Origin of the sequence: Pseudomonas sp. Q1-7 (genome assembly GCF_028010285.1) — a bacterium.
Classification (GTDB): domain Bacteria; phylum Pseudomonadota; class Gammaproteobacteria; order Pseudomonadales; family Pseudomonadaceae; genus Metapseudomonas.
In genome coordinates this window covers 492155-517996 of sequence record NZ_CP116304.1, presented here as the reverse complement: position 1 = coordinate 517996, position 25842 = coordinate 492155, and the positions used below count along the sequence as shown (strand labels likewise).

Genomic DNA, 25842 nt, shown 5'->3' with positions numbered 1-25842 from the left:
GCGCCCCGTAGCGATTGAAATCGCCCCCACAGGAAAAGCTGAACCCTGAACGTAGATTCAACGCTCGAGGACGACCATGAGCAAAGTAATGAGCGCCGCCGACGCGGTCGCCCGTATCCCGGATAACGCCAACCTGGCCACCGGAGGCTTCGTCGGCATCGGTTTCGCCGAGGAAATCGCCATCGCCCTGGAACAGCGCTTCGCCGCCGAGCAGGCGCCGCAGGGCCTGACGCTGGTGTATGCGGCAGGGCAAGGCGACGGCAAGGGTCGCGGCCTCAACCACCTGGCCCACGAAGGCCTGGTGCGCCGGGTGATCGGCGGTCACTGGGGCCTGGTGCCGGGCCTGCAGAAGCTCGCCGTGGAAAACCGCATCGAGGCCTACAACCTGCCCCAGGGGGTGATCTCGCAACTGTTCCGCGACATCGCTGCCGGCAAGCCCGGGCAGTTGTCCAAGGTCGGCCTCGGCACTTTCGTCGACCCCGCGTTCGGCGGCGGCAAGCTCAATGCGCGCACCACCGAGGAGCTGGTGCGGCGCCTGCCCATCGAGGGCGAGGATTACCTGTTCTACAAGGCCTTCCCGATTCACGTCGGGGTGATCCGCGCCACCAGCGCCGACGAAGACGGCAACCTGTCCATGGAGCGCGAGGCGCTGACCATCGAGAGCCTCGCCATCGCCATGGCCGCGCGCAACTCCGGCGGCCTGGTGATCGCCCAGGTGGAGCGCGTGGTCGCACGCGGCTCGCTCAACCCACGGGAGGTGAAGATTCCCGGCATCCTGGTGGACTGCGTGGTGGTGGCGCGCCCGGAGAACCACCAGCAGACCTTCGCCACCACCTACAACCCGGCCTTCGCCGCCGAGGTGCGGGTGCCGGTGGACAGCCTGGCGCCGATGCCGCTGGAACTGCGCAAGCTGATCGCCCGTCGCGCCGCCCTGGAGCTGCGGCCAGGCGCGGTGGTCAACCTCGGCATCGGCATGCCCGAGGGGGTGGCTGCGGTGGCGGCCGAGGAAGGCGTGATCGACCTGCTGACCCTGACCGCCGAGCCGGGTGTAATCGGCGGCGTGCCGGCCTCCGGCCTGGACTTCGGCGCGGCAAGCAACCACGCCGCGCTGATCGACCAGCCCTACCAGTTCGACTTCTATGACGGCGGCGGCCTGGACATCGCTTTCCTCGGCCTGGCGCAGGCGGACGCCGAGGGCAACCTCAACGTCTCGCGCTTCGGTTCGCGCCTGGCCGGCGCCGGCGGCTTCATCAACATCAGCCAGAACGCCAAGGCGGTGGTCTTCGTCGGCACCTTCAGCGCGGGGGCGCAGGACATCCGCATCGAAGACGGCGCCCTGCGCATCGTGCAGGACGGCGCGGTGCGCAAGTTCGTCGACCAGGTGGAACACCGCACCTTCGCCGGCCGCCTGGCCGCCGAGTCGGGCAAGCCGGTGCTCTACATCACCGAACGCTGCGTATTCCACCTGACCCGCGAGGGCCTGGAGCTGATCGAAATCGCCCCGGGCGTGGACCTGGAGCAGGACATCCTCGCGCGGATGGATTTCCGCCCCATCGTGCGCGAACCCAGACTGATGGACGGGCGGCTGTTCCGCGAGGCGCGCCTTGGGCTGCGCGAGCTGATCGCCCCGTAACGATTGTGCGTGATAACGCGGGCCCGTCCTGGGTCCGCGTCTTTTTTTCAATTCCTTCCGCCTTCGGCGTTCGACGCCGGAGCGGATACCGCTGTGCCCGAACAACAACAAGAAGAGGAATACCCATGGATCGCAACACCCTCAGCCTCGCCCTCTGCGGCGTCAGCGCCCTGACCTTCTGCGGCCCGGTCAGCGCGGAGTTCATCAAGGACTCCAAGGCCAGCCTGGAGCTGCGCAACTTCTACTTCAACCGCGATTTCCGCCAGGACGGCGCCGCCCAGAGCAAGGCCGAGGAATGGGCCCAGGGCTTTCTGCTGCGCTATGAATCCGGCTACACCGAAGGCACGGTCGGCGTGGGCGTGGATGCCCTCGGCCTGCTGGGGGTGAAGCTGGACTCCAGCCCGGATCGCGCCGGCACCGGCCTGCTGAAGTCCGACCGGGAAAAGCCCAACCGTGCCCAGGACGAATACGGCGAACTGGGCCTGACCGCCAAGCTGCGGGCCTCGCAGAGCACCCTCAAGGTCGGAACCCTGCTGCCCAAGCTGCCGGTGGCGCTGCACAACGACAGCCGCCTGCTGCCGCAGACCTTCCGTGGCGCCTGGGCGAACTCGGCCGAAGTGGACAACCTCAGCCTCGACCTCGGCCGCTTCGACCGCATCAACCTGCGCAACTCCTCGGATAACGAGGAGATGGCCGTGTTCAACGGCGGCAACCGCAATATCGTGCTGGGCCGGACGAAGACCAGCGACCGCTTCGACTTCGCCGGTGCGACCTACAAGTGGTCGCCCAGCCTCAGTACCGCGTACCACTACGGCGCTCTGGATGGCGTCTACCAGCAGCATTACCTGACCCTGAACCACCTGTTGCCGATCGCCGAAGGCCAGTCGCTGAAGAGCGACATCCGCTGGGCGCACAGCCAGGACGACGGCGGCAGCAACGTGGATAACGACGCCTTCGGCGCGATGTTCACCTACGCCCTCGGCGGCCACGCCTTCGGCCTGGGCTACCAGCGCATGAGCGGCGACACCGGCTTCGCGAACATCAGCGGCACCGACGCCTACCTGGTCAACCTGGTGCAGATCAACGACTTCGGCAACGAGGACGAACGCTCCTGGCAGGCGCGCTACGACTACAACTTCGCCGCCCTGGGGGTTCCCGGCCTGACCTTCATGACCCGCTACCTCTCCGGCGACAACGTCGACCTGCGTGGGGCAACCGGCGAAGGCAAGGAGTGGGAGCGCAACACCGACATCGCCTACGTGGTCCAGAACGGGCCGCTGAAGAACCTCGGCCTCAGATGGCGCAACGCGACCACACGCAGCAACTTCGGCAGCGACATCGACGAGAACCGGCTGATCCTCAGCTACACGCTGGCGTTGTGGTGAGGGCAGCGCAGTCCGGCTGAACACCGGTCGCAGGGTGGACCACGCTTCTGCGGTCCACCGCTCGCAGCGGGGCTGGGCACCGCTGGTGGATGGAAAAAGCGCCATCCACCCTACAGGCGGCGCCCTCTCCCCTGCCCCCTCTCAGAAAAGCCCTCAGCGCATCCCCAACGTATGCCGCACGGCTTACAGGTCGTAGGGTGGACCACGCTTCTGCGGTCCACCCTGCGCAGCGGGGCTGGGCACCGCTGGTGGATGGAAAAAGCGCCATCCACCCTACAGGCGGCGCCCTCTCCCCCGCCCCCTCTCAGAAAAGCCCTCAGCGCATCCCCAGCTTATGCCGCGCGGCTTACAGGTCGTAGGGTGGACCACGCTTCTCCGGTCCACCGCTCGCAGCGGGGCTGGGCACCGCTGGTGGATGGAAAAAGCGCCATCCACCCTACAGGCGGCGCCCTCTCCCCTGCCCCCTCTCAGAAAAGCCCTCAGCGCATCCCCAGCTTATGCCGCACGGCTTACAGGTCGTAGGGTGGACCACGCTTCTCCGGTCCACCGCTCGCAGCGGGGCTGGGCACCGCTGGTGGATGGAAAAAGCGCCATCCACCCTACAGGCGGCGCCCTCTCCCCCCGCCCCCTCTCAGAAAAGCCCTCAGCGCATCCCCAACTTATGCCGCGCGGCGTAGAGGCAGACCATCTCCATCGCCAGCGTCGCGCCAGCCAGGGCGGTGACTTCGGCGTTGTCGTAGGGCGGCGCCACTTCCACCACGTCCATGCCCACCAGGTTGATGCCGCGCAGGTCGCGGAGGATTTCCAGGGCCTGGTGGCTGGTGAGACCGCCGCAGACCGGCGTGCCGGTACCGGGGGCGAAGGCCGGGTCGAGGCAATCGATGTCGAAGGTCAGGTACACCGGGTAGTCGCCCACCCGCGCGCGGATGCGCTCGGCGATCTGCTCCGGCGTCTGGCGATGCACCTCACGGGCGTCCAGCACCTGGAAGCCCATCACGTCGTCGTTGGTGGTGCGCAGGCCCACCTGCACGGAGCGCGCAGGGTCCACCAGGCCCTCACGGGCGGCGTGGTAGAACATGGTGCCGTGGTCGATGCGCCGCACCTCTTCGTCCGGCCAGGTGTCGCTGTGGGCGTCGAAGTGGATCAGCGACAGCGGGCCGTGCCTGGCGGCGTGGGCTTTCAGCAGCGGGTAGCTGATGAAGTGGTCGCCGCCCAGGGTGAGCATGCCGGCGCCCGATTCGAGGATGCGTGCAGCGTGGGCCTGGATGCTTTCCGGGGTGTGCTGCGGGGTGCCATGGTCGAAGGCGCAGTCGCCGTAGTCGATCACCGCCAGGTGCTCGAAGGGGTCGAACTCCCAGGGGTAGTGGCGGGCCCAGGCCATCTGCACCGAGGCGGCGCGGATGGCGCGCGGTCCGAAGCGGCTGCCGGGGCGGTTGGTGGTGGCGGTGTCGAAGGGCACCCCGCTCACCACCAGGTCGACGCCCCGCAGGTCGCGGCTGTAACGGCGGCGCATGAAGCTGGTGATGCCGGCGTAGGTGGCTTCGGCGGCAGTGCCATAGAGGCTGTCGCGGGTAATGGCCTGGTCGTTGTCGTAGGCGTGGTCCATGTCGGGCTCCATCGGTTTGGCTCCCCTCTCTCTGTCTGGAGGAGGGGCTGGTGGCGACTCAGTACTGAGTGCGGAAACGGGTCCAGAGGCGGGTACGCGCACGCTGGTCCTTGAGCGACTGGATCTGCTCGCTGAACAGGCGGTCGCGCACGGCCTGGCTCGGGTAGATATCCGGATCGCCGGCCACCTCCGGCGCCAGCAGCGGCGCAGCGGCCTGGTTGGCGTTGGCGAAGAACTGGTTGTTGGTCAGTTCGGCGATGGCCTCCGGGCGCAGCATGTAGTCGATGAAGGCGTGGGCGGCCTGGGGATGCGGCGCATCGGCGGGGATGACCATGGTGTCGAACCAGATCAGCGTGCCTTCGCGGGGAATGCGGTAGATCACCTCGAAGGGCATGTTCGCCTGGCGCGCCTGGTCGGCGGCGATGGCGGCATCACCGTTGTAGGTCAGGGCCAGGCAGATTTCCCCCTTGGCCAGGTCGTTGATGTGCTTGCCGGCGCCGACGTAGCGCACGTTGGGCTGCAGCTTGGCGAACAGTGCCTGGGCCGCCTTCAGGTCGGCCTGGTCGGTGCTGTAGGGGTCCTTGCCGAGGTAATGCAGGGCAATGCTGATGACTTCCTGGGGCGAGTCGATCACGGCGATGCCGCAGTCCTTGAGCTGGCTGGCGTACTCGGGCTTGAACAACAGGTCGAGGCTGTTCAGCGGCGCATCGGGAATCCGTTTGGTCACCGCGTCCTTGTTGATCCCCAGGCCCACGGTGCCCCAGGTGTAGGGCACGCCGAAACGGTTGTCCGGGTCGACGCTGGCCAGCTTGGCCAGCAGCTCGGGGTCGAGGTTGGCGAAGTTCGTCAGGCGCTCGCGCTGCACCGGCTGCACCGCCTTGGCCTGGATGGCGCGGGCCAGGCCGCTGCTGGCGGGGAAGACCACGTCATAGCCGCTGCCGCCGGTGAGCAGCTTGGCGTCCAGGGCTTCGGCGCTGTCGAAGATGTCGTATTTCACCGCGATGCCGGTTTCGTCCTTGAAGCCTTGCAGCGCCTTTTCCGGGATGTAGGCGGACCAACTGTAAAGGTTCAACGCCTTGTCTTCGGCCTGCACGGTGCAGGCGAACAGGGCGGCGAGCAGCAAGGGAAAACGCATGGTGGGCTCCTGGGGGGATTGCAGGTGGAGCCATGCTGCGCCGGGCTTTGCGTTGGATAAATATGAAGTGTTCTACTTTGGCATCTACGAACATCAATGTTTGGTGCCGCCATGCTCAGCCAGCTCCATGACCTCGACCTGCAGTTGCTGCGCCTCTTCGTCACGGTGGTGGAAAGCGGCGGCTTCAGCGCGGCCCAGGGTGAGCTGGGCATCGGCCAGTCCACCATCAGCACACAGATGGCCAAGCTGGAGACGCGCCTGGGCTTCCGCCTGTGCGAGCGCGGCAAGGCAGGCTTTCGCCTGACACCCAAGGGCGAGCAGGTGCTCGCCGCCACGCGCAAACTGTTCGGCGCCATCGAAACCTTCAAGGGCGAGGCGCGGGGCATGGCCGACCTGCTGCTCGGGGAGTTGCGCATCGGCCTGTCCGAAGCCCTCGACAACCAGGTGCTGCAACGCCTGGGCGCGGCCATCGGGCGCTTCCGCCAGCGCAACCAGGCGGTGCAGTTCGAGCTGATCAGTGCCATGCCCGCCGAACTGGAGCGGCGGCTGCTGCAGGATCAGTTGCAGTTGGCCATTGGTTATTTCTCTCGAGGCCAGGCGGCGCTGGATTACCAGCCGCTGTTCAGCGAACGGCAGCAGCTGTTCTGCGGCGTCGGGCACCCACTGTTCGGGCACGACGCGATCCGCCTCGATGACCTCGCCGCCTGCGACCTGGTGCAGCATCCGTATCGCTTCGAGGAAGCCCGCCAGCCTTTCGCCAGCGGCCCCAGCAGCGCCCGCACGGAACAGGTGGAATGCAGCCTGGCATTCATCCTGTCCGGGGCGCATATCGGCTACCTGCCCGAGCATGTCGCCGCACCCTGGGAGGCATCCGGGCACCTGCGCGCCCTGCTGCCGGATCAGGCCGGCTACCAGGTGCCCTTCCACCTCGCCCGCCACCGCGGACGCCAGCCGAGCGAGGCGCAGGTGGCGTTCGAGGAAGATCTGCTGGCGGTGTTCGGGGATTGAGGGTGTGTACGTGTGGGAGCGAATTCATTCGCGAATGCAGGACGCAGTCCTGCCGTAGGGTGGATGACGCTCTTTTCATCCACCAGCGGTGTCCAGCCGAGACCCGCAGGGCGGACCAATAAAGCGTGGTCCACGTGATGGGTTTCGCTCCGCTCTACGCCATCCTACACAGCTCCGCGCGAACCTTGTGGGAGCGAATTCATTCGCGAATGCAGGACGCAGTCCTGCCAAGGGTGGATGACGCTCTTTTCATCCACCAGCGGTGTCCAGCCGAGACCCGCAGGGCAGACCAATAAAGCGTGGTCCACGTGATGGGTTTCGCTCCGCTCTACGCCATCCTACACAGCTCCGCGCGAACCTTGTGGGAGCGAATTCATTCGCGAATGCAGGACGCAGTCCTGCCGTAGGGTGGATGACGCTCTTTTCATCCACAAGCGGTGTCCAGCCGAGACCCGCAGGGCGGACCGATAAAGCGTGGTCCACGTGATGGGTTTCGCTCCGCTCTACGCCATCCTACACAGCTCCGCGCGAACCTTGTGGGAGCGAATTCATTCGCGAATGCAGGACGCAGTCCTGCCGTAGGGTGGATGACACTCTTTTCATCCACCAGCGGTGTCCAGCCGAGACCCGCAGGGCGGACCGATAAAGCGTGGTCCACGTGATGGGTTTCGCTCCGCTCTACGCCATCCTACTCAGCTCCGCGCGAACCTTGTGGGAGCGAATTCATTCGCGAATGCAGGACGCAGTCCTGCCGTAGGGTGGATGACGCTCTTTTCATCCACAAGCGGTGTCCACCCGAGACCCGCAGGGCGGACCGATAAAGCGTGGTCCACGTGATGGGTTTCGCTCCGCTCTACGCCATCCCACACAGCTCCGCGCGAACCTTGTGGGAGCGAATTCATTCGCGAATGCAGGACGCAGTCCTGCCGTAGGGTGGATGACGCTCTTTTCATCCACCAGCGGGCCCAGCCGAGCCTCGCATGGTGGACCGGTGAAGCGTGGTCCACACATGCGCCACGTCTCGGCGATCACATGTACCAGCGGTACTCCCGCGCGCTCACCTCGTTCATGAAGTCCAGGTACTCCTGGCGCTTGTTCTCGCAATAGACCATCACGAATTCGCTGCCCAGGCCTTCGTTCACCACCGGGTGGCCGCGCATGGCGGTGACGGCGGTGAGCATGTCGGTGGGGAAGTCGATGCCGCTGCCGCGGTCTTCGTTCAGCGGGGCGATGGGTTCGCGGGCGGCATCCAGGCCGTGTTCCATGCCGGTGAGGATGGCGGCCAGCACCAGATAGGGGTTGGCGTCGGCGCCGGCCAGGCGGTGTTCGATGCGCAGGTTGCGGCCGTCGGACTCGGGAATGCGGATGCACGCATCGCGATCCTCGAAACCCCAGCTCGCGCGGCTGGCGGCATTGACCATGGCGCCATAGCGGCGGAAGGCGTTGTGGTTGGCGGCGAAGATCGGCATGCAGTGGGGCAGCAGGTCGAGGCAGCCGGCCACGGCATGACGCAGCGGGCGCTGGTCGTCGGCGGCCAGCAGGTTGTGGCCCTCACGGCCGTAGAGGCTCACGTGCACATGCATGCCGCTGCCCGGCGCGTCCAGATAGGGCTTGCTCATGAAGCTGGCGCGCTGGCCGTGCTTGAGCGCGACGCCCCGGGTGCTGCGGCAGAACAGCGCGGCCCAGTCGGCGGCCCGGAGGCCGTCCTCGCAGTGGCCGAAGTTGATTTCGAATTGGCCTGGACCGAGTTCGGCGGTGATGACGTTGGCGGCGACGCCCTGCTCGTTGGCCGCCTCGACCATTTCATGCAGCACGCTGGAGAAGCGCGAGAGGCGCTCGATGTGCATGTTCGGCTGGTCGTCCTCGTCTTCGCAGAGCGGGTCGCGCGGGAATTGCGGCCGGCCGTCCCGGAGCTTGCGGTCGAACAGGTAGAACTCCAGCTCGAAGGCCACCACCGGGCGGATGCCGCGTTTCTCCAGGCGCTGCAGCACCCGCGCCAGTACTTCGCGGGGTTCGAACTCGATGGGTGCCTCGGTGCCGTCGGAGGTGATCAGCATTTGCCCCAGGGGCTCCTGCTCCCAGCGCACCGGTACCAGAGTGCCGGGCACCAGGCGGCGCGGCGCGTCCGGGTCGCCGTCGGCGAAGCAATAGTCGCCGATGGGGTAGAGCCCGCCCTGGGTGCCCAGCAGCACGCAGTTCTGCGGCAGCTTCAGCGGGCTGCCGGCGGCCACCTTTTCCAGCATGTCGATGGGGTAGCGCTTGCCGTAGAAGTGCCCGGGAATGTCCAGGCAGATCAGGTCGACATAGCGGATGTCCGGGTGCCGGGCGCGGAAGGCGCGCACTTCGCTGAGCAGGTCGGGGTACGGGTTTGTTGTTGTCATCGCTGCGGTCCTGCGAGCCGGGTCATGTGAACACCCAGAGGACTCGCGTGGGTTGGTCGGAAAGGTTGGCGTAGCGGAACTGGGCATGGGGCGGCAGCTGGAAGCTGTCGTTGGGCCGGAGGGTCACCGGCTCGGCATCCTCGCCGTACCAGACGGTCAGTTCGCCTTCGAGGACGAAGCCGCCCTGCTCGGAGCTGTCGTCCAGGTGGCCTTCACCACTGGTGGCACCGGGTTCGAGGAAGCTTTCGAGCATGGAGAAGCCGGCCGACATGTTCGGCGAGACCAGCACGTCGGTGATGCCGCCAGCGTAGTACAGGGTGCGGCGCTCGCCGGGACGGGTCACCCAGGGCCGCGCGCGGGGCTTTTCCAGGCTGTAGAAGTAGGTGGTGGGCACGCCCAGGGCTTCGCTGATGGCGGTGAGGTCGGCCACGGTCGGGCGCGACAGGCCGCGCTCCACCTGGGACAGGAAGCCCACCGAGCGGTCGATGCGCGCGGCCAGGTCGCCCAGGGTCACGTTCTTGTGCTTGCGCAGGTCGCGGATGAGGATCGCGAGGCTTTCGATTTCTTCTTGCTTGTCCACGGGGGCTCCTTGGGCACCCCTCGCCCGCTTGCGAGAGAGGGGCTGGGGGAGAGTCAAATGACATCGCGCAGCCGGTAATAGGCCTTGCCCGCCGCCTCCAGCGGCGCGGCCAGCAGCGAGCCGCCGGGAAAGCGCGGATTGCCGATGGCCTGGTAAAGATCGAGCAGGTCGTGATCGCCGAGGATGGCGTCGGACACTGCCCTGGCGCCGGCCAGGGTCGGCAGGATGCCGTGGCCGGAGAAGCCTTGCAGCCAGTAGCGCGAGCCTTCGCGGCCGATGTCCGGGGTGCGCTTCATGCTGACGTCGATGTGGCCGCCCCAGCCGAACTCGATGTCCACCCCTTGGAGCTGCGGGAAGACCCGCTCCAGGTAGGGCCGGGTGGCCGCCGGCACGTCCTTGGGCAGACCGCCCAGGTAGGTGCAGCCGCCGCCGAACAGCAGGCGATGGTCGGGGGTGAGGCGGAAGTAGTCGGGCACGAACTGGTTGTCGATCACGCAGCTGTTGCGCGGCAGCAGCGAGCGCGCCAGCTCCGGGTCCAGCGGCGCAGTGGCCACCTGGTAAGAGCCCACCGGCAGCAGCCGGCTGGAGAGCTGGCGGTCGAGGCCGTCGACGTAAGCGTTGCAGGCCAGCACCAGGATGTCGCCACGCACCTCGCCCTGAGCCGTGCGGGCCACGTAGCCGGACGGTGTCTGGCGGTACTCCAGCACCTGGCTCTGTTCGTAGATGCGCCCGCCGGCGGCCTCGATGGCGGCGGCCAGGCCCTGGGCCAGCTTGAGCGGGTTGAGGTGAGCGGCTTCCGGGTCATAAAGGGCGGCGCGGTAGCGTGGGCTGGCGATCCACTCGGGCAGCTCGTCGCGGCCGATCAGGCGCATCGCGTCGTAACCCCACTTGTGGATGGCGTCGTGCTGGGCGTCTTCCAGCAGCTTGACGCGGCGTTCCATGACCGCGGTCCACAGGCTGCCGACGCGGTAGTCCACCTCGAAGCCGTGGCGCTGCGGCAGTTCGCGCATTTCGGTGGCGGCCCAGCGCATGCTGTCCCAGAGGCGGCGGGTACGTTCCTGGCCCAGGGCCTTTTCCAGCGGCGGCATGTCGCAAGACCAGCCCAGCAGCGCCTGTCCGCCGTTGCGCCCGGAAGCGGCCCAGGCCACGCGGCTGGCCTCCAGCAGGGTCACACGCTTGCCGGCCAGCGCCAGACGCAAGCCGGTGTGCAACCCGCTGAAGCCGGCGCCGATGATCAGGACATCGGTGTCCTCGCTGCCAGCCTGGATCGGGCGCAGGGGAATGCTGCCGGGGTAGGTACGGGCGTAGTAGGTGCCGACATGCTGGGCGGACTGCTTGAACATGGGAGCCTCGTGAATTTCTTCAATTTAAATTTCATGAAAATTTACACTGTAGAATTCATAAAGCCAAGCAGGCCGTTTGAAATAAGCAACAGAAACACAAAGGAATGCCGTGTTTACTGGAGGACTTCCGGGCACGGTGATGAAAATTACGGACGGGCAGGTCCAGCGTCATCCCGCCCCCTCAGGAGGGGAACCGGGGGAGAGGGAGGTGGCCGGCCCGTTTCGCGAATGAATTCGCCCCCCACAAGGGACGTCAGGCGCTGCGCATCGCCCATTCCTGCTGTTTCAGGCATTCGGTCACGTAGTCGAGGAAGCAGGCGATGCGAGACGCCAGGGCGGTGTTGCGGTAATAGACGGCATGGATGGGCTGGCGCACTTCGACGGTATCGTCGGTCAGCAACTGGACCAGGCTGCCGCTGGCGCGGTCGGCCTGGGTCATGAAATCCGACAGGCAGGTGATGCCAGCGCCGGACAGGGCCAGTTGGCGCAAGGTCTCGCCACTGGACGACCTGATCGCCGGTTCGATGGACAGGCTGTCCCCCAAGGCATGACGCAGCGGCCAATCGTTCAGGACCTCCGGCTGGGTGAAGCCCAGCAGACTGTGCTGCCGCAAGGCGTCGACGCTCTCGGGTCGGCCCTGCGCGGCCAGGTAGGCGGGGCTGGCCAGCACACGCACGCGGCTGCTGCCGAGCGGCCGCGCGTGAAGGGTGGAGTCGCGCAAGGTGCCAATGCGGATGGCCACGTCGGTGCGGTGCTCGATCAGGTCGATGATCTGTTCACTGCTGTGCAGCTCCAACTCGATCGCCGGAAAGCGCTCCCGAAAACCGCTCACCAGAGGCACCAGCACGTGGAGCATGAACGGCGAAGCGGCATTGACCCGCAGGCGTCCGGTGGGGTTCTGCCGACGCAGGGCCATCTGCTCTTCCGCCTCTTCCACCTGGGCAAGGATGCGACGGGCCTGGGCGAGAAAGGCCTCGCCTTCCTCGGTCAGTTCGAGCCGCCGGGTGGTCCGGCGCAACAGCGTCACATCAAGCTTGTCCTCCAACCGGCTCAGGGCGCGACTGACGCCGGAAGCGGTCTGCGCCAACTGCTCGGCGGCCGCGGTGATGGAGCCGGTATCCACCACGGTGGTGAAGGCTTGCAGTTCGTCCAGGGTGGTTTTCATTCGTGACTCCAGAGCAAATATCCCTGGCTTGATACGGGTTTTTCCTGCATGAGTCGAGCGCAGAATTCCGTTTCACCAGGCCTGGGGGATTGAAGGGGCTGCTTTGCGGCTTGTTTGCGGATGAATCCGCTCCGGCTGACTGGGTGACGCCGCCCACTCAGGCAACTACCCTCCTCCCTGTCCTGACCAGAGAGACATCAGCCCATGTCCATCCAACGCGCCTTGCCGCGCCTCGCCTGTATCGCCGCACTGGTGCTGCTCGGGGCCTGTGTCCAGCAGCAACAACCTGCCCCACCGCCCGCCGGCCAGCCGCCGGCACCCGCCGCCACCCCGCAGGACCAGCAGGACCAGCAGGCCAGCGAGTTCGAGCGGATTCGCCAGCAAGCCATGCGCGGCGACCTCGACAGCCAGTACCAGCTCGGCAGCCTGTACTTCGTCGGCAAGCCGCAGAAAGACCTGAAGCAGGCCGAGTACTGGTGGAAGCAGGCCGCCGACAAGGGCCACTCGCAATCGGCCTTCAGCCTCGCCTTCCTCTACACCGGCCGCACCGACCCGGCCTTCGCCGACCAGCGCGCCATGCACAAGTACCTTGGCCAGGCGTCGGCCGCCGGCAACGCCATGGCCCAGCACGTGCTCGGCAGCATGTACGCCCAGGGTGCGGAGGGTCTGAAACGCGACCCCTACCAGGCCCGCGCGCTGTTCCAGAGCGCCTGCGACCGGCAGTACGCGCCGAGCTGCGAGGCGTTGAAGAAGCTGCAGATGAACTGACGCCGGCGGGATAGCTGAGGCCCGGGTGCTGGACGTTGACCCACAGGGTGCGCCCGTCCGGCGTGAACGCGATCCCGGTGATTTCGCAGCCACGCGGCCCCACCAGGAAGCGGCGTACTTCGCGAGTGGCCGGGTCGGCACAGAGCAACTGGTTGCAGCCGAGGTGTTATTCGAGTGCGTGCAGGTTTCCGGCTGATGACAGCGGCTCATTCCAGGCCGTGGAATGAGCCGGTCAGGCGGTGGAGGCGTGTTCAGGCGGGGTTGTCGGCGTTACTGCGGAGGGGCGTTCTCGACGCCCGGGTGAGCCTGCTGGCTCGGCTGCGCGACTGACTGTCGGAGCGGACTCTCGCCCAGCGCCCTGCGGCGGCGCTTCGGGGGCTGAGGCGCGCAGGTGGCATCAGCTGCTGGCGCAGGCGCTGGATTCCTTCAGGTAGGTCACGGACTTCTTTTCGCCCGAGGTGTCGACGTAGGTCATCTTCGCCTGGATGGTTTCGCAGGTGAGCGGGTTGGGCTCGTCGATGGAAATGACGCGGGCGATGTCCAGGGGCATGCCGTAGCGGTAAGGCACGGTATCGGCGGATTTGGCGGCGAAGACGCTGCCGCTGGCCAGCAGGGCGAGCAGCAGGCCGGTACGGGTGACGATGGCACGGTTCATGGTGAATCTCCTGTTTTGCCTGGGGAGGCCTCGGCATCGGTTGGGGATGCCTGGTTGGCCCATGCGTCTATTCGACTCCAGGCACGGCGCGGGAAAAAGGCGGCTTCGCTGAAAGCGCTTTTCCGTGGCGCGTAACAATCCCCATCGACCGGCGGTCATGCCCGCCCCCGCATTGCGGGCGCATCCGGAGCGACAGGCCGGAGGTGAGGCCGCCTGCTGCCAATCGAGCCGTCCCAGGATTACGCTGTTGCTGATCCCCGGGAGGTGGCCGATGCCCGCTGCCAGCCAGAGCCTAAAACTGTTTCTCGCCGGCGACCTGATGACCGCGCGCGGAATCGACGCGGTATTGCCGCATCCCGGCGACCCCAGGCTGTACGAGCCGTACCTCAAGGATGCCGGTGGTTACGTGCGTCTTGCCGAAGGCCTGCACGGCCCCCTGCCCCGCCCCGTCGACTACGCCTATATCTGGGGCGACGCACTGGCGGAAATCCACAGGCGCCAGCCCCAGGTGCGCCTGGTCAACCTGGAAACCGCGGTGACCCGGCGCGGCCAGCCGGAGGCCAAGGGCATCAACTACCGGATGAGTCCGGCCAATGTGCCGGCCATTCTCGCGGCAGACATCGATTGTTGCGTACTGGCCAACAACCATGTGCTGGACTGGGGCCGCGCCGGACTTCTGGACACCCTGGCAACCCTGGCGCGCGGCGGGGTCCAGGTCTGCGGCGCCGGTCGCGATCTGCAAGCGGCGGAGACGCCCGCAGCGCTACCCCTGAACGATGGCTCGCGACTCCTGGTGTTCGGGCTTTGCACCCCCGACTGCGGCGTGCCGGCGAGCTGGGCGGCCACTGGACGGCGCTCGGGTGTCGCCTGGCTACCAGACCTGTCGCGGCCGACGCTGGACCGCCTGGCCGAACGCATCCACGCCTGCAAGCGGCCGGGGGACCGGGTCATCGCCTCGATTCACTGGGGAGGCAACTGGGGCTTCGAGATTTCACCCGAGCAACAGCGCTTCGCCCACGGCCTGATCGATCAGGCCGGCGTCGACCTGGTACACGGGCATTCCTCGCACCATATCAAGGGCCTGGAACTGTACCGCGAGCATCTGATTCTCTACGGCTGCGGCGACCTGCTGAACGACTACGAAGGCATCCGCGACTATGGCGTGTTCCACGGCGAACTGGGCCTGCTCTACTTCCCCACCCTGGCCGCCGACGGGCGCCTGCTCACCCTGGAGCTGGTGCCCACCCATATCCGCCGCTTCCAGCTCGGTCGCGCCGATGCCGATGAGCGCCGCTGGCTGTTCGAGACCCTCGAACGGGAATGCTGCCACCGTGGCTGCCACCTCCAGCCCGCCTTCGATCACAGCTTCGCGTTGAGCTGGTAGCTCAGGGCGTCACCTGGTAGCCGCGCTGCTGCAGGCAACTGGTGTAGGCCGAGGACGCATTGGCGCTGGCCTGCTCGTTGTTGCGGCGGTCCTGACGGCGCTCCTGGCGCTGGCGCGAGCCACCGACCACCATCCCGGCCACGGCGGCGTCCTTGGCGCGCTCCTGGCGATATTCTTCCTGCAGGTCGTCGCCGATCCGGTCGAAGTCGTTGCTGCGCGACTGCGCAACCGCGGCACCCGCCACCGCGCCGGTGGCGGCACCCCGTACGCGACCGCCCTGGGCTGTGCTGGTCGTGGTGGAGGGGGTGCTGCCGGCCTGGGCCTGGCAGTTGGCGATGTCCTGCTGAATCTGTTGCGGGGTCTGCCCCTGCAGCGGAACCACGGTTTCGGCGAAGACGGGCAGGCAGACCAGGGACGCGAGCAGGGTCAAGCGGCACTGAAAGATGGGGCTCATGGTCAAGAGACTCCCGGCTGGATGAATGGGAACGGTCCGTGGGACCGTGTCCCGTTCAGTCTGGTTCCGCACGAACCTTCACGATGCCGGTGCCGACCAGTGGGCGTGTACGCCGCGCTTCAGGTAGCCTTGCGCTCCGCACTTCCATTCCCTGTCGAGCCCATCCATGTCCGACCTGCCCCTCGATGAAATCGACCGCCAGTTGCTCGCCGCCCTGCAGCTCAACGCCCGTGAGAGCGTGGCCATGCTGGCCCGGCAACTGGGCATCGCACGGACCACGGTGACCTCGCGCCTGGCGCGGCTGGAGAAGGCCCGAGTGATCACCGGCTACGGCGTGCGCCTGGGCCAGCGTGTCGCCGATGGCGGCCTGCAGGCCTATGTCGGCATCACCGTGAAGCCACGTAGTGGCAAGGACGTGCTGCGCCGCCTGAGCGGCATGGCGGAGGTGCAGGTGCTTTGCGCGGTGAGTGGCGAATTCGACTACGTGGCCTGGCTGCGCGCCGACTCGCCCGAGCGCCTCGACGAACTGCTCGACCAGATCGGCAGCGTCGAGGGCGTGGAGAAGACCACCACGTCGATCATCCTCAGCTGCAAGATCGATCGCGGCCAGCCATTGGCGCCGCCTCCGTAGCCACCTACCTGCCTGCGAAATCCGGCGCGCCGCGAGCGGGCCCCTGGGCATGGCCGCGATCGCACGCGCGGCCCGCGTTCAGAAACGACTCAGCCGATAAGGCGCCAGGTCCGGAGCAGCCTGTGACGCACCGGTCGTTGCCGGCAGCAAGGCCAACCGGGCGATGTGTTCGGCGGTGATCGCGGCCTGGGTCAGGCCAAGATGCTGGTGGCCGAAGGCGAGCAGTACCCGGCCCTCGCACACCCGGTCGATGATGGGTAGCGAGTCGGGCAGGGAGGGACGGAAGCCCATCCAGGGCGTGGCTGCCTCCACATTCAGCGCGCGGCTGAACAGGCCGTCGCTGAGGCGGTGCAACTGCCAGGCGCGCGCCATGTTCGCCGGCCGCTGGAGACCGGCGAATTCGACGCTGCCGGCCAGGCGCAGGCCATCGCTCATGGGGGTCATGATGAACCTGCGCTCGAACGAGGTGACGGCGAAGGGAAGTCGCCCCTGCTCATGGGGCAGCATCAGGTGATAGCCGCGCTCGGTATCCAGCGGCACCCGCGTGCCAGTCAGCATCGCGGTCAGGTCGGCCGAATGCGCGCCACAGGCGATCAGCACCTGACGACCCCGCAGGGCACCCGCATCGGTGCTCAGCGTCACACCGTCCGGGAGCAGGCGACCGCCGCTCACCCGCTGCCGGTGGAACCGGACGCCCATCGCCTTGGCGGCCTCTACCAGCTCGCGGACCACCCGGTAGGGGTCGATGAAGTGTCCGGTACGCGGAAAGAACAGTCCGCCGCGTATCCGCTCGCTCAACTGCGGCGCGGCCTGATGCACGGCCCCGGCGTCCCACTCGTCCACCGGCACGCCCTGCCCGCCCAGACGCGCCTGCAACGCGGCGAGGGCCTGGTGGGACTCGGCGCGCTCGTACACCAGCAGGGAACCGTCCTCTTGCAGCAATCCGGGACGCTCGATTGCCGCCAGTAGCCGCCGCCAGGCCTCCAGGCTGCCTTCGTTGAGTGCGCGAAGACCGGCGACCGTGCGCTGGAACGGCGCCGGGCGCAAGTTCAGCAGCAGCCGCAGGAACCAGGGCAAGGCCCGTGGCAGGTAGCGCCAGTCAATGCGCAGCGGGCCCATGGGGTCCATGAGCATCGCCGGGAGGCCCTTGAGGATGGACAGGTCGGCAATCGGAAAGACCTGTTCGGTCGCCAGGTGTCCGGCGTTGCCGAAAGAGGCACCCTGCCCCGGCGCCTGCTGGTCGACGACCCGCACGCGCCGGCCCTGCCGAGCCAAGTGCAGGGCACAGGCGACACCAATGATGCCGGCGCCGACCACCAGGACATCGTCCGCGGGCCCCGGCCCGTTGGAAACGTGGGCGTTCGGCATGGGTCAGGCCTCTCTCTCGCCATCGAGCAGACGGCGCAGGCGCAGCGGATTGCCCTGCCCGAGCGCGGCGGGCAGCAGACTGTCCGGGAAGTCCTGATAGCAGACCGGGCGCAGAAAGCGCCGGATGGCGGCGGTGCCGACCGAGGTGCTGCGCGGGTCGGAGGTGGCCGGGAATGGCCCGCCGTGAACCATGGCGTCGCAGACTTCGACCCCCGTCGGCCAACCATTGACCAACAGGCGACCCGCCTTGCGCTCCAGGGTCGGCAGCAAGGCCCTGGCACTGTCAAGATCGGCATCGTCCAGATGCAGGGTCGCGGTGAGCTGGCCTTCCAACTGTTCGGCGATCTGGCGCATCTGCGCGTCGTCGCGGCATTGCACGATCAGCGAGGCCGCACCGAAGACCTCCGCCTGCAGGGCCGGGTCGGCCAGAAAGGCTTCAGCCTGGGTGACGAACAGCTGCGCCTGGCCGCGATTGGGGCCGTCGCCCGGCAATCCGGACGCCACCCGTTGTACCTGGGCGTGCCGGGCCAACGCGTCGGCGCCCGCCGTGAAGGCCTCATATATCCCCGGAGTGAGCATGGTCTGCGCGGGGCTGCCGTTCAGGTGCCCGGCGGCCGCCGCGACGAAGGCATCCAGTGGCGCGCCTTGCCGCGCGACCACCAGGCCCGGATTGGTACAGAACTGGCCGGCGCCCTGGGTCAGCGACGCGACGAACCCCTGCGCCAGCGCCTCCCCCCGTGCCTGCAAGGCCGCGGGAAACAGGAACACCGGATTGAGCGAACTCATCTCCGCATACACCGGAACGGGCTCCGGCCGGGCTTGGGCCGCTCGGCACAGGGCCAGGCCACCCCGACGCGAGCCGGTGAAGCCCACCGCCTTGATGTGCGGGTGGCTGACCAGGGCGATGCCTACTTCATGGCCAGAACCGAACAGCAGCGAAAACACGCCCTCGGGCATTGCGCAGCGCTGCGCGGCGCGAGCCACGGCCCGCCCTACCAGCTCGCTGGTGCCGGGATGGGCGCTGTGGGCCTTGACCACCACGGGACAGCCGGCCGCCAGCGCCGAGGCGGTGTCGCCGCCGGCGACGGAGAAGGCCAGGGGAAAGTTGCTGGCACCGAACACCGCCACGGGCCCCAGGGGCACCTGGCGCTGGCGCAGGTCCGGGCGCGCCTGGGGCTGGCGTTCGGGCAGGGCTGTATCGATCCGTACGTCCAGCCACTCGCCCGCCCGCACGGTACGGGCAAAGGTGCGGAGCTGCTGGCAGGTGCGACCGCGCTCGCCCTGGATACGCGGCCTCGGCAGGCCGGTCTCGGCCATGGCGCGCTCGATCAGGGCATCGCCCAGGCCTTCGATCTCGTCGGCAATGACCTCGAGGAATCCGGCGCGGCTCGCCAGGGAGGTTTCCCGATAGCTGTCGAAGGCGGCCCAGGCCAGGGCACAGGCCTGGTTCACCTGCGCGTCGCCGCCACCGGCATAGGGAGGTTCGAGGCGGTTGCCGGTGGCGGGATCGAGGCCGCGGATCGCCTCGCGATCACCGGCTACCGCCTGCTGGCCGATCAGCATCTTGCCTGTCAGTGTCATGGTGCTTCCTGAATGTGCGAGGTGGGCCCCGGGGCGGTCAAAAGACGCGCCGCCCCGGGGCAGATGGGGATCAGGCGATGTTCAACTGCGCCGACCAGTTGGCGTACCACTGACGGAACAGCGCGTACTGGTTCTCGGCGTAGCGGCGCTGGGAATCGCTGAGCACGTCGGTTTCGTTGAAGTGCAGGCTGTATTCCTGATCGCCGTTGAGCACCATCAGGTATTTGTAGAAGAGCACCAGGTCGCAGCCCTCGTCGAAGGACGAGAGCACGGTCAGCGCCGCATCCAGCTCGCCGGCCAGGCGTCGGGCCCGGGCATCGCCCTGGGCGGCCTGCTTGCTCAGGGCCACCAGTTGCAGCACCTCGCGCGGCAGCACGTTGCCGATGCCGGTGATGGCACCGGTGGCGTTGCAGTTGACGAAGCCGTGGAACACCTGGGTATCGACACCGGCCATGAGGATGACGCCCTCGTCCTGGGAGGTGATGTGCTCGGCCGCGTAGCGCATTGCAGCGGCCCCGCCGAATTCCTTGAAACCGATCAGGCTGGGGAACCGGCGGCGCAGTTCGAAGAACAGCTCGGCGCGCGTGGAAAAGCCGTAGTAGGGGCTGTTGTAGATCACCGCCGGCAAGGCCGGGGCGGCTTCGAGGATGGCGGAGAAGTGCGCTTTCTGCGCGGCCGGCGACGCGGCGCGGGAAAGCAGGCGCGGAATCACCATCAAGCCCTGGGCGCCCACCCTGGCGGCGTGGGCCGCGTGGGAAACCGCCTCACGGGTATTCACCGCACCGGTGCCGACGATGGTGGGGACGCCGGCCGCCACCAGGCGGGCCACGCCTTCCTGGCGCTGGGCTTCGGAGAGCAGCGGCCAGTCGCCCATGGAGCCGCAGTACACCACCGCGCTCATGCCGATATCGATCAGTTCGCGCCCCTTGGCGACCAGGGCGTCGAAATCCGGTTTGCGTTCGGCGGTGCAGGGCGTCATCAGGGCGGGAATGCAGCCGGTGAAGATGTTGTCGTTCATTGTTCTGGCTCCTTGGCGCAGTGATTCGGATGCAAGGGAAGGAAAGGCGCGGGGCGGCTCAGATGCCCCACGCGAAGGGGTCCTGCTCGTCGATGAGCAGCGTGCTGTCGGCAGTCAGGAAGGCGCGCCCGGTAATGAAGGGGCGAATACGTTCGCCCTCCCACGCGTAATGGCCTTCGAATCGGCTGCCGGTGATGCTGGCCTGTGTCCAGGTCTCGCCCGCGGCCAGGACGCCATCGGCCGCCAGGCACGCCAGCTTGGCGCTGGTTCCGGTACCGCAGGGCGAGCGGTCGTAGGCCTTGCCCGGGCACATGACGAAGTTGCGGCTATCGGCCTGGTCGTCGTCGCTGAACAGTTCGACATGATCGATCAGGGCCCCGCCCTCGCCGCGGATGCCTTGTGCCTCCAGAGCCTTGAGCGTCGCCCAGGTGAATGCCGACAGCGCCTCGACATTGTCGAGCCGCAGCCGCTGGCCATGTTCGGCAATCAGGAAGAACCAGTTGCCGCCCCAGGCGATATCGCCAAGGACACGACCGTGCCCGGGGACCTCGACGGCCACCTGCCGGCGGTAGCGGTAGGCCGGCACATTGCCGATGGTCACGCGGCCGTCTTCGTGCAAGGTGGCGCTGACCGTGCCGACCGGGGTGTCGATCCGGTGTTCGCCCGGACCGGCCAGCCCCAGGTGATGCAGGGACGCCACCAGGCCGATGGTGCCGTGACCACACATGCCGAGGTAGCCGGTGTTGTTGAAGAAGATCACGCCGCAGGTGGCACCCGGCGATACCGGCGGACAGTACAGGGCACCCACCAGCACGTCGTTGCCCCGCGGTTCGAGCAGGCAGGCACGCCGCCAGTGGTCATGCCGCTCGCGCAGCGCATCGCGCCGCTCGGCCATGGTGCTGCCGGCCAGCTCGGGAAAGCCTTTCATCACCAGGCGAGTGGGCTCGCCGCCGGTGTGGGAGTCGATGACATGGATGCGTTTCATTGGCTGGTCCATTGGGTGGGCAGGGGGAAGATTCGGTGCGGCAAGGCCTAGGCCATCAGCCGTTGGATGTCGTCCAGCAAAGCCCGCTCCACCCAGACGCCTTCGCGCTCGCTGCGTTGGCGTGCGGTGAAGCGACGTTCCGAGGGAAGGCGCGCGCCCTGGTCGGTGATGGCGGCGAACATCTTCTCGGCGCGCCGCTGGCCCTCTTCCCACGCGTCGCCGAGGAAGCGTGCCGGATCGAAGGCCAGCAGCAGCTCGCCATGGCGGGGCGTGGCGCCGGCGCCGGCGTCGAAGGCCAGGGATTCGGCGCTGGTCAGGTCGCCGATCAGTGCACCGGCCAGCAGTTCGATCATGGCGGCAAGCGCCGATCCCTTGTGGCCGCCGAATGTCTGCATGGCCCCCTCCAGCACGGCGCGCGCATCGGTGGTCGGCAGGCCATCGGCGTCCAGGCCCCAGCCCAGGGGAATGGGTTTGCCCTGGCGGGCATGCAGTTCGATATCCCCGCGCGCGATCGCACTGGTGGCGAAATCGAACACGAAGGGCAGCCGCCCCTGGCGTGGCCAGGCGAACGCCAGCGGGTTGGTCCCGAACACGCCCTTGCGGCCGCCCTCCGGCGCAACCCAGGCGTGGCTGGGCGTCATGGCGATGCCGACGAGTCCCTGCGCGGCGATGGCCTCGACCTCCGGCCAGAGCGCGGAGAAGTGGAAACAGTTGCGGATCACCAGTGCCGCGACACCCAGCTCACGCGCCTGCTCCACCAGCTTCGGCAGGCCCTTCTGGAACGCCAGCAGCGAGTACGCCTGATGGGCATCGACGCTGACGATTGCCGGGGCGGGCTGGCTCAGCGTCGGCTGAGCCAGGGGGTCGACCTTGCCGGAGCGCAGCGAATGCACGCACACCAGCACGCGGTAGAGGCCGTGGGAGTGGCACTCGTCGCGCTGCCCCTGGGTGATGGTCTCGGCAATCGCCCGGGCGTGATCTTCACCCATGCCGTTGTGGGTCAATGCGCGCATCGCGAGTGCATGGACCTGGTCGAGGCCGAGGTTGATGAGGTCGCTCATGTCCGTACTCCTTGTTCAGGACGAGGCCTGGGTGTGGGCGGGCGCGGGCTGCCGGCCGATCTCGGTGTCGACGCCCTCTTCGCTTTCATCCTCGCCACCCAGGCGGATCAGTTCGGCGGGCACGCCGGTCGCCGCGCCCCAGTAGTAGATCCCGGTCGCGCAGGCGGCCACGGCGAGGGTGTCGAACGGATGGCCGAGCACGCCCAGGCCACCGAAGCTGCCGAGCCAGGAAAGCAGGAGGGTGATGGCGTAGAAGCCGATCAGCCACGCCGACGAACGCGCCTGCTGGGCCAGGCCAAGGTGCTCGCGGGGTACGAAGCGCCAGCACAGCAGGTAGATCGCGAACATCAGGATCTGCAGGCTCAGCAGCCAGGACACGGTGCCCCAGCCCGACCAGTAGACGATCAGCGCGGCAATGACGAAGGACAGCGGCCCCATCACGCCCATGCCCCTGACGCGGAACGGGCGCGGCAAGTCGGGGGCGTTGCGACGCAGGGCGGCGACGGTCACCGGGGCCACCGCGTAGCTCAGTACCAGGGCAGCCGACACCACGTTGATCAAGGCTTCCCAGGAAGGGAACGGCAGCGTCCAGAACACCGACAGGCCAAAGGTCAGCCAGAGCGCCGGGCGCGGAATGCCGGACTGTTCGTCGATGCGGGTGAAGATTCTGAAGAAGGTGCCGGTTTGCGCCCAGCCATAGACGACCCGCGGGGTGGCATTCATGTAGATGTTGCCGCAGCCGCTGGGTGAGACCACCGCATCGGCCACCACCAGGTAGGCCAGCCAACCCACACCGAGGACCAGCGCGATGTCCCGGTACGGCAGGGCGAACTCCCTGGAGATGCCGGCCCAGCCGTTGGCCAGCATTTCCGTGGGCACGGCGCCGAGGAAGGCCAGTTGCAGGAGCACGTAGATGGCGGTGGAGAGCAGCACCGAGAGGATCAGCGCGATGGGGATGGTGCGTTGCGGGTTCTTCACCTCGCTGGCCACCGAGATGATCGGCGTGAGCCCCAGGTAGGCGAAGATGATCCCGCCGGCCGACACCGCCATCTCGATACCGGAAAGGCCAAAGGGCGCGAAGCCCTGGACGTCGAAATTCTCTGGATTGAAGAAGCCGAAGAGCACGCCGATCACCAGCAGGGGCACGATGAACTTGAACACGCTGACCAGATTGTTGGCCCGGGCGAAGGTCTTCACGCTGCGGTAGTTGAGCCAGAAGAACAGGCACAGCAGGCCGAACTGCACGAGCCAGCCGAGGAAGGTCGGATCGCTGGAACCCGCCTTCGTCAGGCCCGGAAACCACGCCGCCGCGTACTGTCGGGAGGCGACCACTTCGATCGCCACCAGGCTGGAAAAGGCGATCAGGGTGATGAACCCCATCAGGTAGCCGAGCAGCGGGCCGTGGGAGAACACCGGGTAGCGCACCACCCCTCCGGCACGCGGCAGCGCCGCGCCAAGCTCGCAGTAGATGATGCCCAGCAACAGCACGGCGAACCCGCCGAGGAACCAGGAAACGATCCCTGCCGGGCCGGCGATGGCGGACACGTGACTGGCCGCGAACAGCCATCCGGAGCCGAAGATGGCTCCCAGTCCGATAAAGGTTAGGTCCATCAACGAGAGTTGCTTCTTGAACTTTCCTGACATGGCGTAGCCTTCTTGTGTGTTTTTGGATGGGCTGGTGAGGTGCCACTTGAAGTCGTTCGGCTCTTCGAGCTCGAAGACCGGTGCGATGGCGATAGAGTGGAGGGACGGGGCAGTGGGGCGCTTGATGCCTTTCCGTGGTACGCGCGACGAAATAAGCACAGCTCGGGCGGCCGTCATCCCTTCTCCGCGGGACGCGCCTGTAGGCGTGAAATGCAGAGAGCTTTCGTCACTCAGCAGTCACTTATCGTCACTTTGCAGGCCAACCCAACCAAATGACGACACTCTGCATCTTATGGACGAAACCAACGCTCCCTAGAATGGCTCTACCGCGCCCCCAGGGCCGCTCTCCCACAAGCCTTCAAGGTCCGCCATGAACAACAACGATCGCCACCCCGCCGACGGCAAGAAACCCATCACCATCTTCGGTCCGGACTTCCCCTTCGCCTTCGATGACTGGATCCAGCACCCGTCGGGCCTGGGCAGCATTCCCGCCGAACAGCAAGGCGCCGAAGTGGCGATAGTCGGCGCCGGCATCGCCGGCCTGGTGGCGGCCTACGAGTTGATGAAACTGGGCCTCAAGCCGGTGGTGTACGAAGCCTCGAAGATGGGCGGACGCCTGCGCTCGCAGACCTTCGAAGGCACCGACGGCATCATCGCCGAGCTGGGCGGCATGCGCTTCCCGGCCTCCTCCACCGCCTTCTACCACTACGTGGACATGCTCGGCCTGAAGACCCAGCCCTTCCCCAACCCGCTGACCCCGGCGTCGGGCAGCACGGTGATCGATATCGAGGGCAAGACCTACTACGCCGAGAAGATGGCGGACCTGCCGGCGCTGTTCCAGGAAGTGGCCGACGCCTGGGCCGACGCCCTGGAAGACGGCGCCCGCTTCGGCGACATCCAGCAGGCCATTCGCGACCGCGACGTGAAGCGCCTGAAGGAGCTGTGGAACACCCTGGTGCCGCTGTGGGACGACCGCACCTTCTACGACTTCGTCGCCAGCTCCAAGGCCTTCGCCAGGCTGTCCTTCCACCACCGCGAGGTGTTCGGCCAGGTGGGCTTCGGCACCGGCGGCTGGGACTCGGACTTCCCCAACTCCATGCTGGAAATCTTCCGCGTGGTGATGACCGCCTGCGACGACAACCAGCACCTGGTCGTCGGCGGCGTGCAGCAGGTGCCGATGGGCATCTGGCGTCACGTCCCGGAAACATGCGCGCACTGGCCGGCGGGCACCAGCCTGGCCTCGCTGCACAACGGCGCACCGCGCCCGGGGGTGAAGCGCATCGCCCGCGCCGCCGATGGCCGCCTGGCGGTGACCGACAACTGGGGCGATACCCGCCACTACGCGGCGGTGCTCGCCACCTGCCAGAGCTGGCTGCTGACCACGCAGATCGAGTGCGAGGAATCGCTCTTCTCGCAGAAGATGTGGATGGCCCTGGACCGCACCCGCTACATGCAGTCGTCGAAGACCTTCGTGATGGTCGACCGCCCATTCTGGAAGGACAAGAATCCGGAGACCGGCCGCGACACCCTGAGCATGACCCTGACCGACCGCCTCACGCGGGGCACCTACCTGTTCGACAACGGCGACGACAAGCCGGGGGTGATCTGCCTGTCCTACTCCTGGATGAGCGATGCCCTGAAGATGCTCCCGCACCCGGTGGAGAAGCGCGTGAAGCTGGCCCTGGACGCGCTGAAGAAGATTTACCCGGACGTGGACATCGCCGGCCACATCATCGGCGATCCCATCACCATTTCCTGGGAATCCGACCCGCACTTCCTCGGCGCCTTCAAGGGTGCGCTGCCGGGTCACTACCGCTACAACCAGCGCATGTACGCGCACTTCATGCAGGACGACATGCCCGCCGAGCAGCGCGGCATCTTCATCGCCGGTGACGACGTATCCTGGACCCCGGCCTGGGTGGAAGGCGCAGTGCAGACCTCGCTCAACGCCGTCTGGGGCATCATGAAGCACTTCGGTGGCCGCACCCCCGCCGACAACCCCGGCCCGGGCGACTGCTTCGCCGAACTCGGCCCCATCGCCCTGCCGGACTGACCGA

21 protein-coding genes and 1 pseudogene are annotated in these 25842 nt (G+C 67.2%); 7 read left to right on the top strand and 15 right to left on the bottom strand.

Going from position 1 to position 25842, the window contains the following annotated elements; all coding sequences use genetic code 11:
* Positions 1 to 76: 76 nt before the first annotated feature.
* Together PJW05_RS02385 and PJW05_RS02380 are read left to right on the top strand one after the other, a co-directional pair.
* Positions 77 to 1633 (top strand): acyl CoA:acetate/3-ketoacid CoA transferase, encoded by a 1557-nt coding sequence (locus PJW05_RS02385; RefSeq protein ID WP_271410350.1) that lies wholly within the window; start codon positions 77 to 79, stop codon positions 1631 to 1633.
* Between the two features lie 125 nt (positions 1634 to 1758).
* Positions 1759 to 3018 carry an OprD family porin gene (locus PJW05_RS02380; RefSeq protein WP_271410349.1) on the top strand — a complete coding sequence of 420 codons (1260 nt, stop codon included), beginning with the start codon at positions 1759 to 1761 and terminating at the stop codon, positions 3016 to 3018.
* Between the two features lie 643 nt (positions 3019 to 3661).
* Here the strand turns inward: PJW05_RS02380 and speB are convergent.
* A complete protein-coding gene (speB, locus tag PJW05_RS02375; RefSeq protein WP_271410348.1) occupies positions 3662 to 4624 on the bottom strand; it encodes an agmatinase in 963 nt (320 codons plus the stop codon).
* A 58-nt stretch (positions 4625 to 4682) separates the two neighbouring features.
* On the bottom strand, positions 4683 to 5759 hold the full coding sequence (locus PJW05_RS02370; RefSeq protein WP_271410347.1) for an extracellular solute-binding protein: 1077 nt from the start codon (positions 5757 to 5759) through the stop codon (positions 4683 to 4685).
* A gap of 111 nt (positions 5760 to 5870) precedes the next feature.
* Here PJW05_RS02370 and PJW05_RS02365 point away from each other — a divergent pair, with 111 nt between their 5' ends.
* Positions 5871 to 6767, top strand: coding sequence for a LysR family transcriptional regulator (locus PJW05_RS02365; RefSeq protein WP_271410346.1), 897 nt, complete (start codon positions 5871 to 5873; stop codon positions 6765 to 6767).
* A gap of 1028 nt (positions 6768 to 7795) precedes the next feature.
* On the opposite strand, the gene PJW05_RS02360 is transcribed toward PJW05_RS02365, so the two are convergent.
* From PJW05_RS02360 to PJW05_RS02345, 4 genes are all read right to left on the bottom strand, one after another.
* Positions 7796 to 9148 (bottom strand): glutamine synthetase family protein, encoded by a 1353-nt coding sequence (locus tag PJW05_RS02360; protein WP_271410345.1) that lies wholly within the window; start codon positions 9146 to 9148, stop codon positions 7796 to 7798.
* Between the two features lie 22 nt (positions 9149 to 9170).
* Positions 9171 to 9728 carry a helix-turn-helix domain-containing protein gene (locus PJW05_RS02355; RefSeq protein ID WP_271410344.1) on the bottom strand — a complete coding sequence of 186 codons (558 nt, stop codon included), beginning with the start codon at positions 9726 to 9728 and terminating at the stop codon, positions 9171 to 9173.
* A gap of 53 nt (positions 9729 to 9781) precedes the next feature.
* Positions 9782 to 11071, bottom strand: coding sequence for an NAD(P)/FAD-dependent oxidoreductase (locus PJW05_RS02350; RefSeq protein ID WP_271410343.1), 1290 nt, complete (start codon positions 11069 to 11071; stop codon positions 9782 to 9784).
* A 253-nt stretch (positions 11072 to 11324) separates the two neighbouring features.
* Entirely contained in the window at positions 11325 to 12236 is a 912-nt protein-coding gene (locus tag PJW05_RS02345; RefSeq protein ID WP_271410342.1) for a LysR family transcriptional regulator, read from the bottom strand.
* A 204-nt stretch (positions 12237 to 12440) separates the two neighbouring features.
* On the opposite strand from PJW05_RS02345, the gene PJW05_RS02340 reads away from it, so the two are divergent.
* Positions 12441 to 13004: a tetratricopeptide repeat protein gene (locus PJW05_RS02340; protein WP_271410341.1), complete on the top strand. Its 564-nt coding sequence runs from the start codon at positions 12441 to 12443 to the stop codon at positions 13002 to 13004.
* On the opposite strand, the pseudogene PJW05_RS02335 reads toward PJW05_RS02340, so the two are convergent.
* Together PJW05_RS02335 and PJW05_RS02330 are read right to left on the bottom strand one after the other, a co-directional pair.
* Positions 12967 to 13167 (bottom strand): annotated as a pseudogene (locus PJW05_RS02335) (alkaline phosphatase PhoX); the annotation flags it as partial. The gene PJW05_RS02340 and the pseudogene PJW05_RS02335 sit on opposite strands and share 38 nt — an antisense overlap.
* A gap of 234 nt (positions 13168 to 13401) precedes the next feature.
* Positions 13402 to 13659: a DUF2790 domain-containing protein gene (locus PJW05_RS02330; protein ID WP_271410340.1), complete on the bottom strand. Its 258-nt coding sequence runs from the start codon at positions 13657 to 13659 to the stop codon at positions 13402 to 13404.
* A 271-nt stretch (positions 13660 to 13930) separates the two neighbouring features.
* Here PJW05_RS02330 and PJW05_RS02325 point away from each other — a divergent pair, with 271 nt between their 5' ends.
* Positions 13931 to 15043, top strand: coding sequence for a CapA family protein (locus tag PJW05_RS02325; protein WP_271410339.1), 1113 nt, complete (start codon positions 13931 to 13933; stop codon positions 15041 to 15043).
* Position 15044: 1 nt separating this feature from the next.
* Here PJW05_RS02325 and PJW05_RS02320 read toward each other — a convergent pair whose 3' ends face one another.
* Complete coding sequence (locus PJW05_RS02320) at positions 15045 to 15497, bottom strand: hypothetical protein (RefSeq protein ID WP_271410338.1); 453 nt, start codon at positions 15495 to 15497, stop codon at positions 15045 to 15047.
* Positions 15498 to 15663: 166 nt separating this feature from the next.
* On the opposite strand from PJW05_RS02320, the gene PJW05_RS02315 reads away from it, so the two are divergent.
* Positions 15664 to 16128, top strand: coding sequence for an Lrp/AsnC family transcriptional regulator (locus tag PJW05_RS02315; RefSeq protein ID WP_271410337.1), 465 nt, complete (start codon positions 15664 to 15666; stop codon positions 16126 to 16128).
* Between the two features lie 78 nt (positions 16129 to 16206).
* Here the strand turns inward: PJW05_RS02315 and PJW05_RS02310 are convergent, their stop codons facing one another.
* The 6 genes from PJW05_RS02310 to PJW05_RS02285 form a co-directional block, all read right to left on the bottom strand.
* Entirely contained in the window at positions 16207 to 17496 is a 1290-nt protein-coding gene (locus PJW05_RS02310) for an NAD(P)/FAD-dependent oxidoreductase (RefSeq protein WP_271410336.1), read from the bottom strand.
* 3 nt (positions 17497 to 17499) lie between these two features.
* A complete protein-coding gene (locus PJW05_RS02305; protein WP_271410335.1) occupies positions 17500 to 19077 on the bottom strand; it encodes an aldehyde dehydrogenase (NADP(+)) in 1578 nt (525 codons plus the stop codon).
* Between the two features lie 70 nt (positions 19078 to 19147).
* Positions 19148 to 20095: a dihydrodipicolinate synthase family protein gene (locus tag PJW05_RS02300; RefSeq protein ID WP_271410334.1), complete on the bottom strand. Its 948-nt coding sequence runs from the start codon at positions 20093 to 20095 to the stop codon at positions 19148 to 19150.
* Between the two features lie 58 nt (positions 20096 to 20153).
* Positions 20154 to 21080 carry a 4-hydroxyproline epimerase gene (locus tag PJW05_RS02295; RefSeq protein ID WP_271410333.1) on the bottom strand — a complete coding sequence of 309 codons (927 nt, stop codon included), beginning with the start codon at positions 21078 to 21080 and terminating at the stop codon, positions 20154 to 20156.
* 47 nt (positions 21081 to 21127) lie between these two features.
* Entirely contained in the window at positions 21128 to 22141 is a 1014-nt protein-coding gene (locus tag PJW05_RS02290; RefSeq protein WP_271410332.1) for an Ldh family oxidoreductase, read from the bottom strand.
* 15 nt (positions 22142 to 22156) lie between these two features.
* Entirely contained in the window at positions 22157 to 23785 is a 1629-nt protein-coding gene (locus PJW05_RS02285) for an APC family permease (protein WP_271410331.1), read from the bottom strand.
* Between the two features lie 370 nt (positions 23786 to 24155).
* Here PJW05_RS02285 and PJW05_RS02280 point away from each other — a divergent pair, with 370 nt between their 5' ends.
* Complete coding sequence (locus tag PJW05_RS02280; RefSeq protein ID WP_271410330.1) at positions 24156 to 25838, top strand: flavin monoamine oxidase family protein; 1683 nt, start codon at positions 24156 to 24158, stop codon at positions 25836 to 25838.
* Positions 25839 to 25842: the final 4 nt, after the last annotated feature.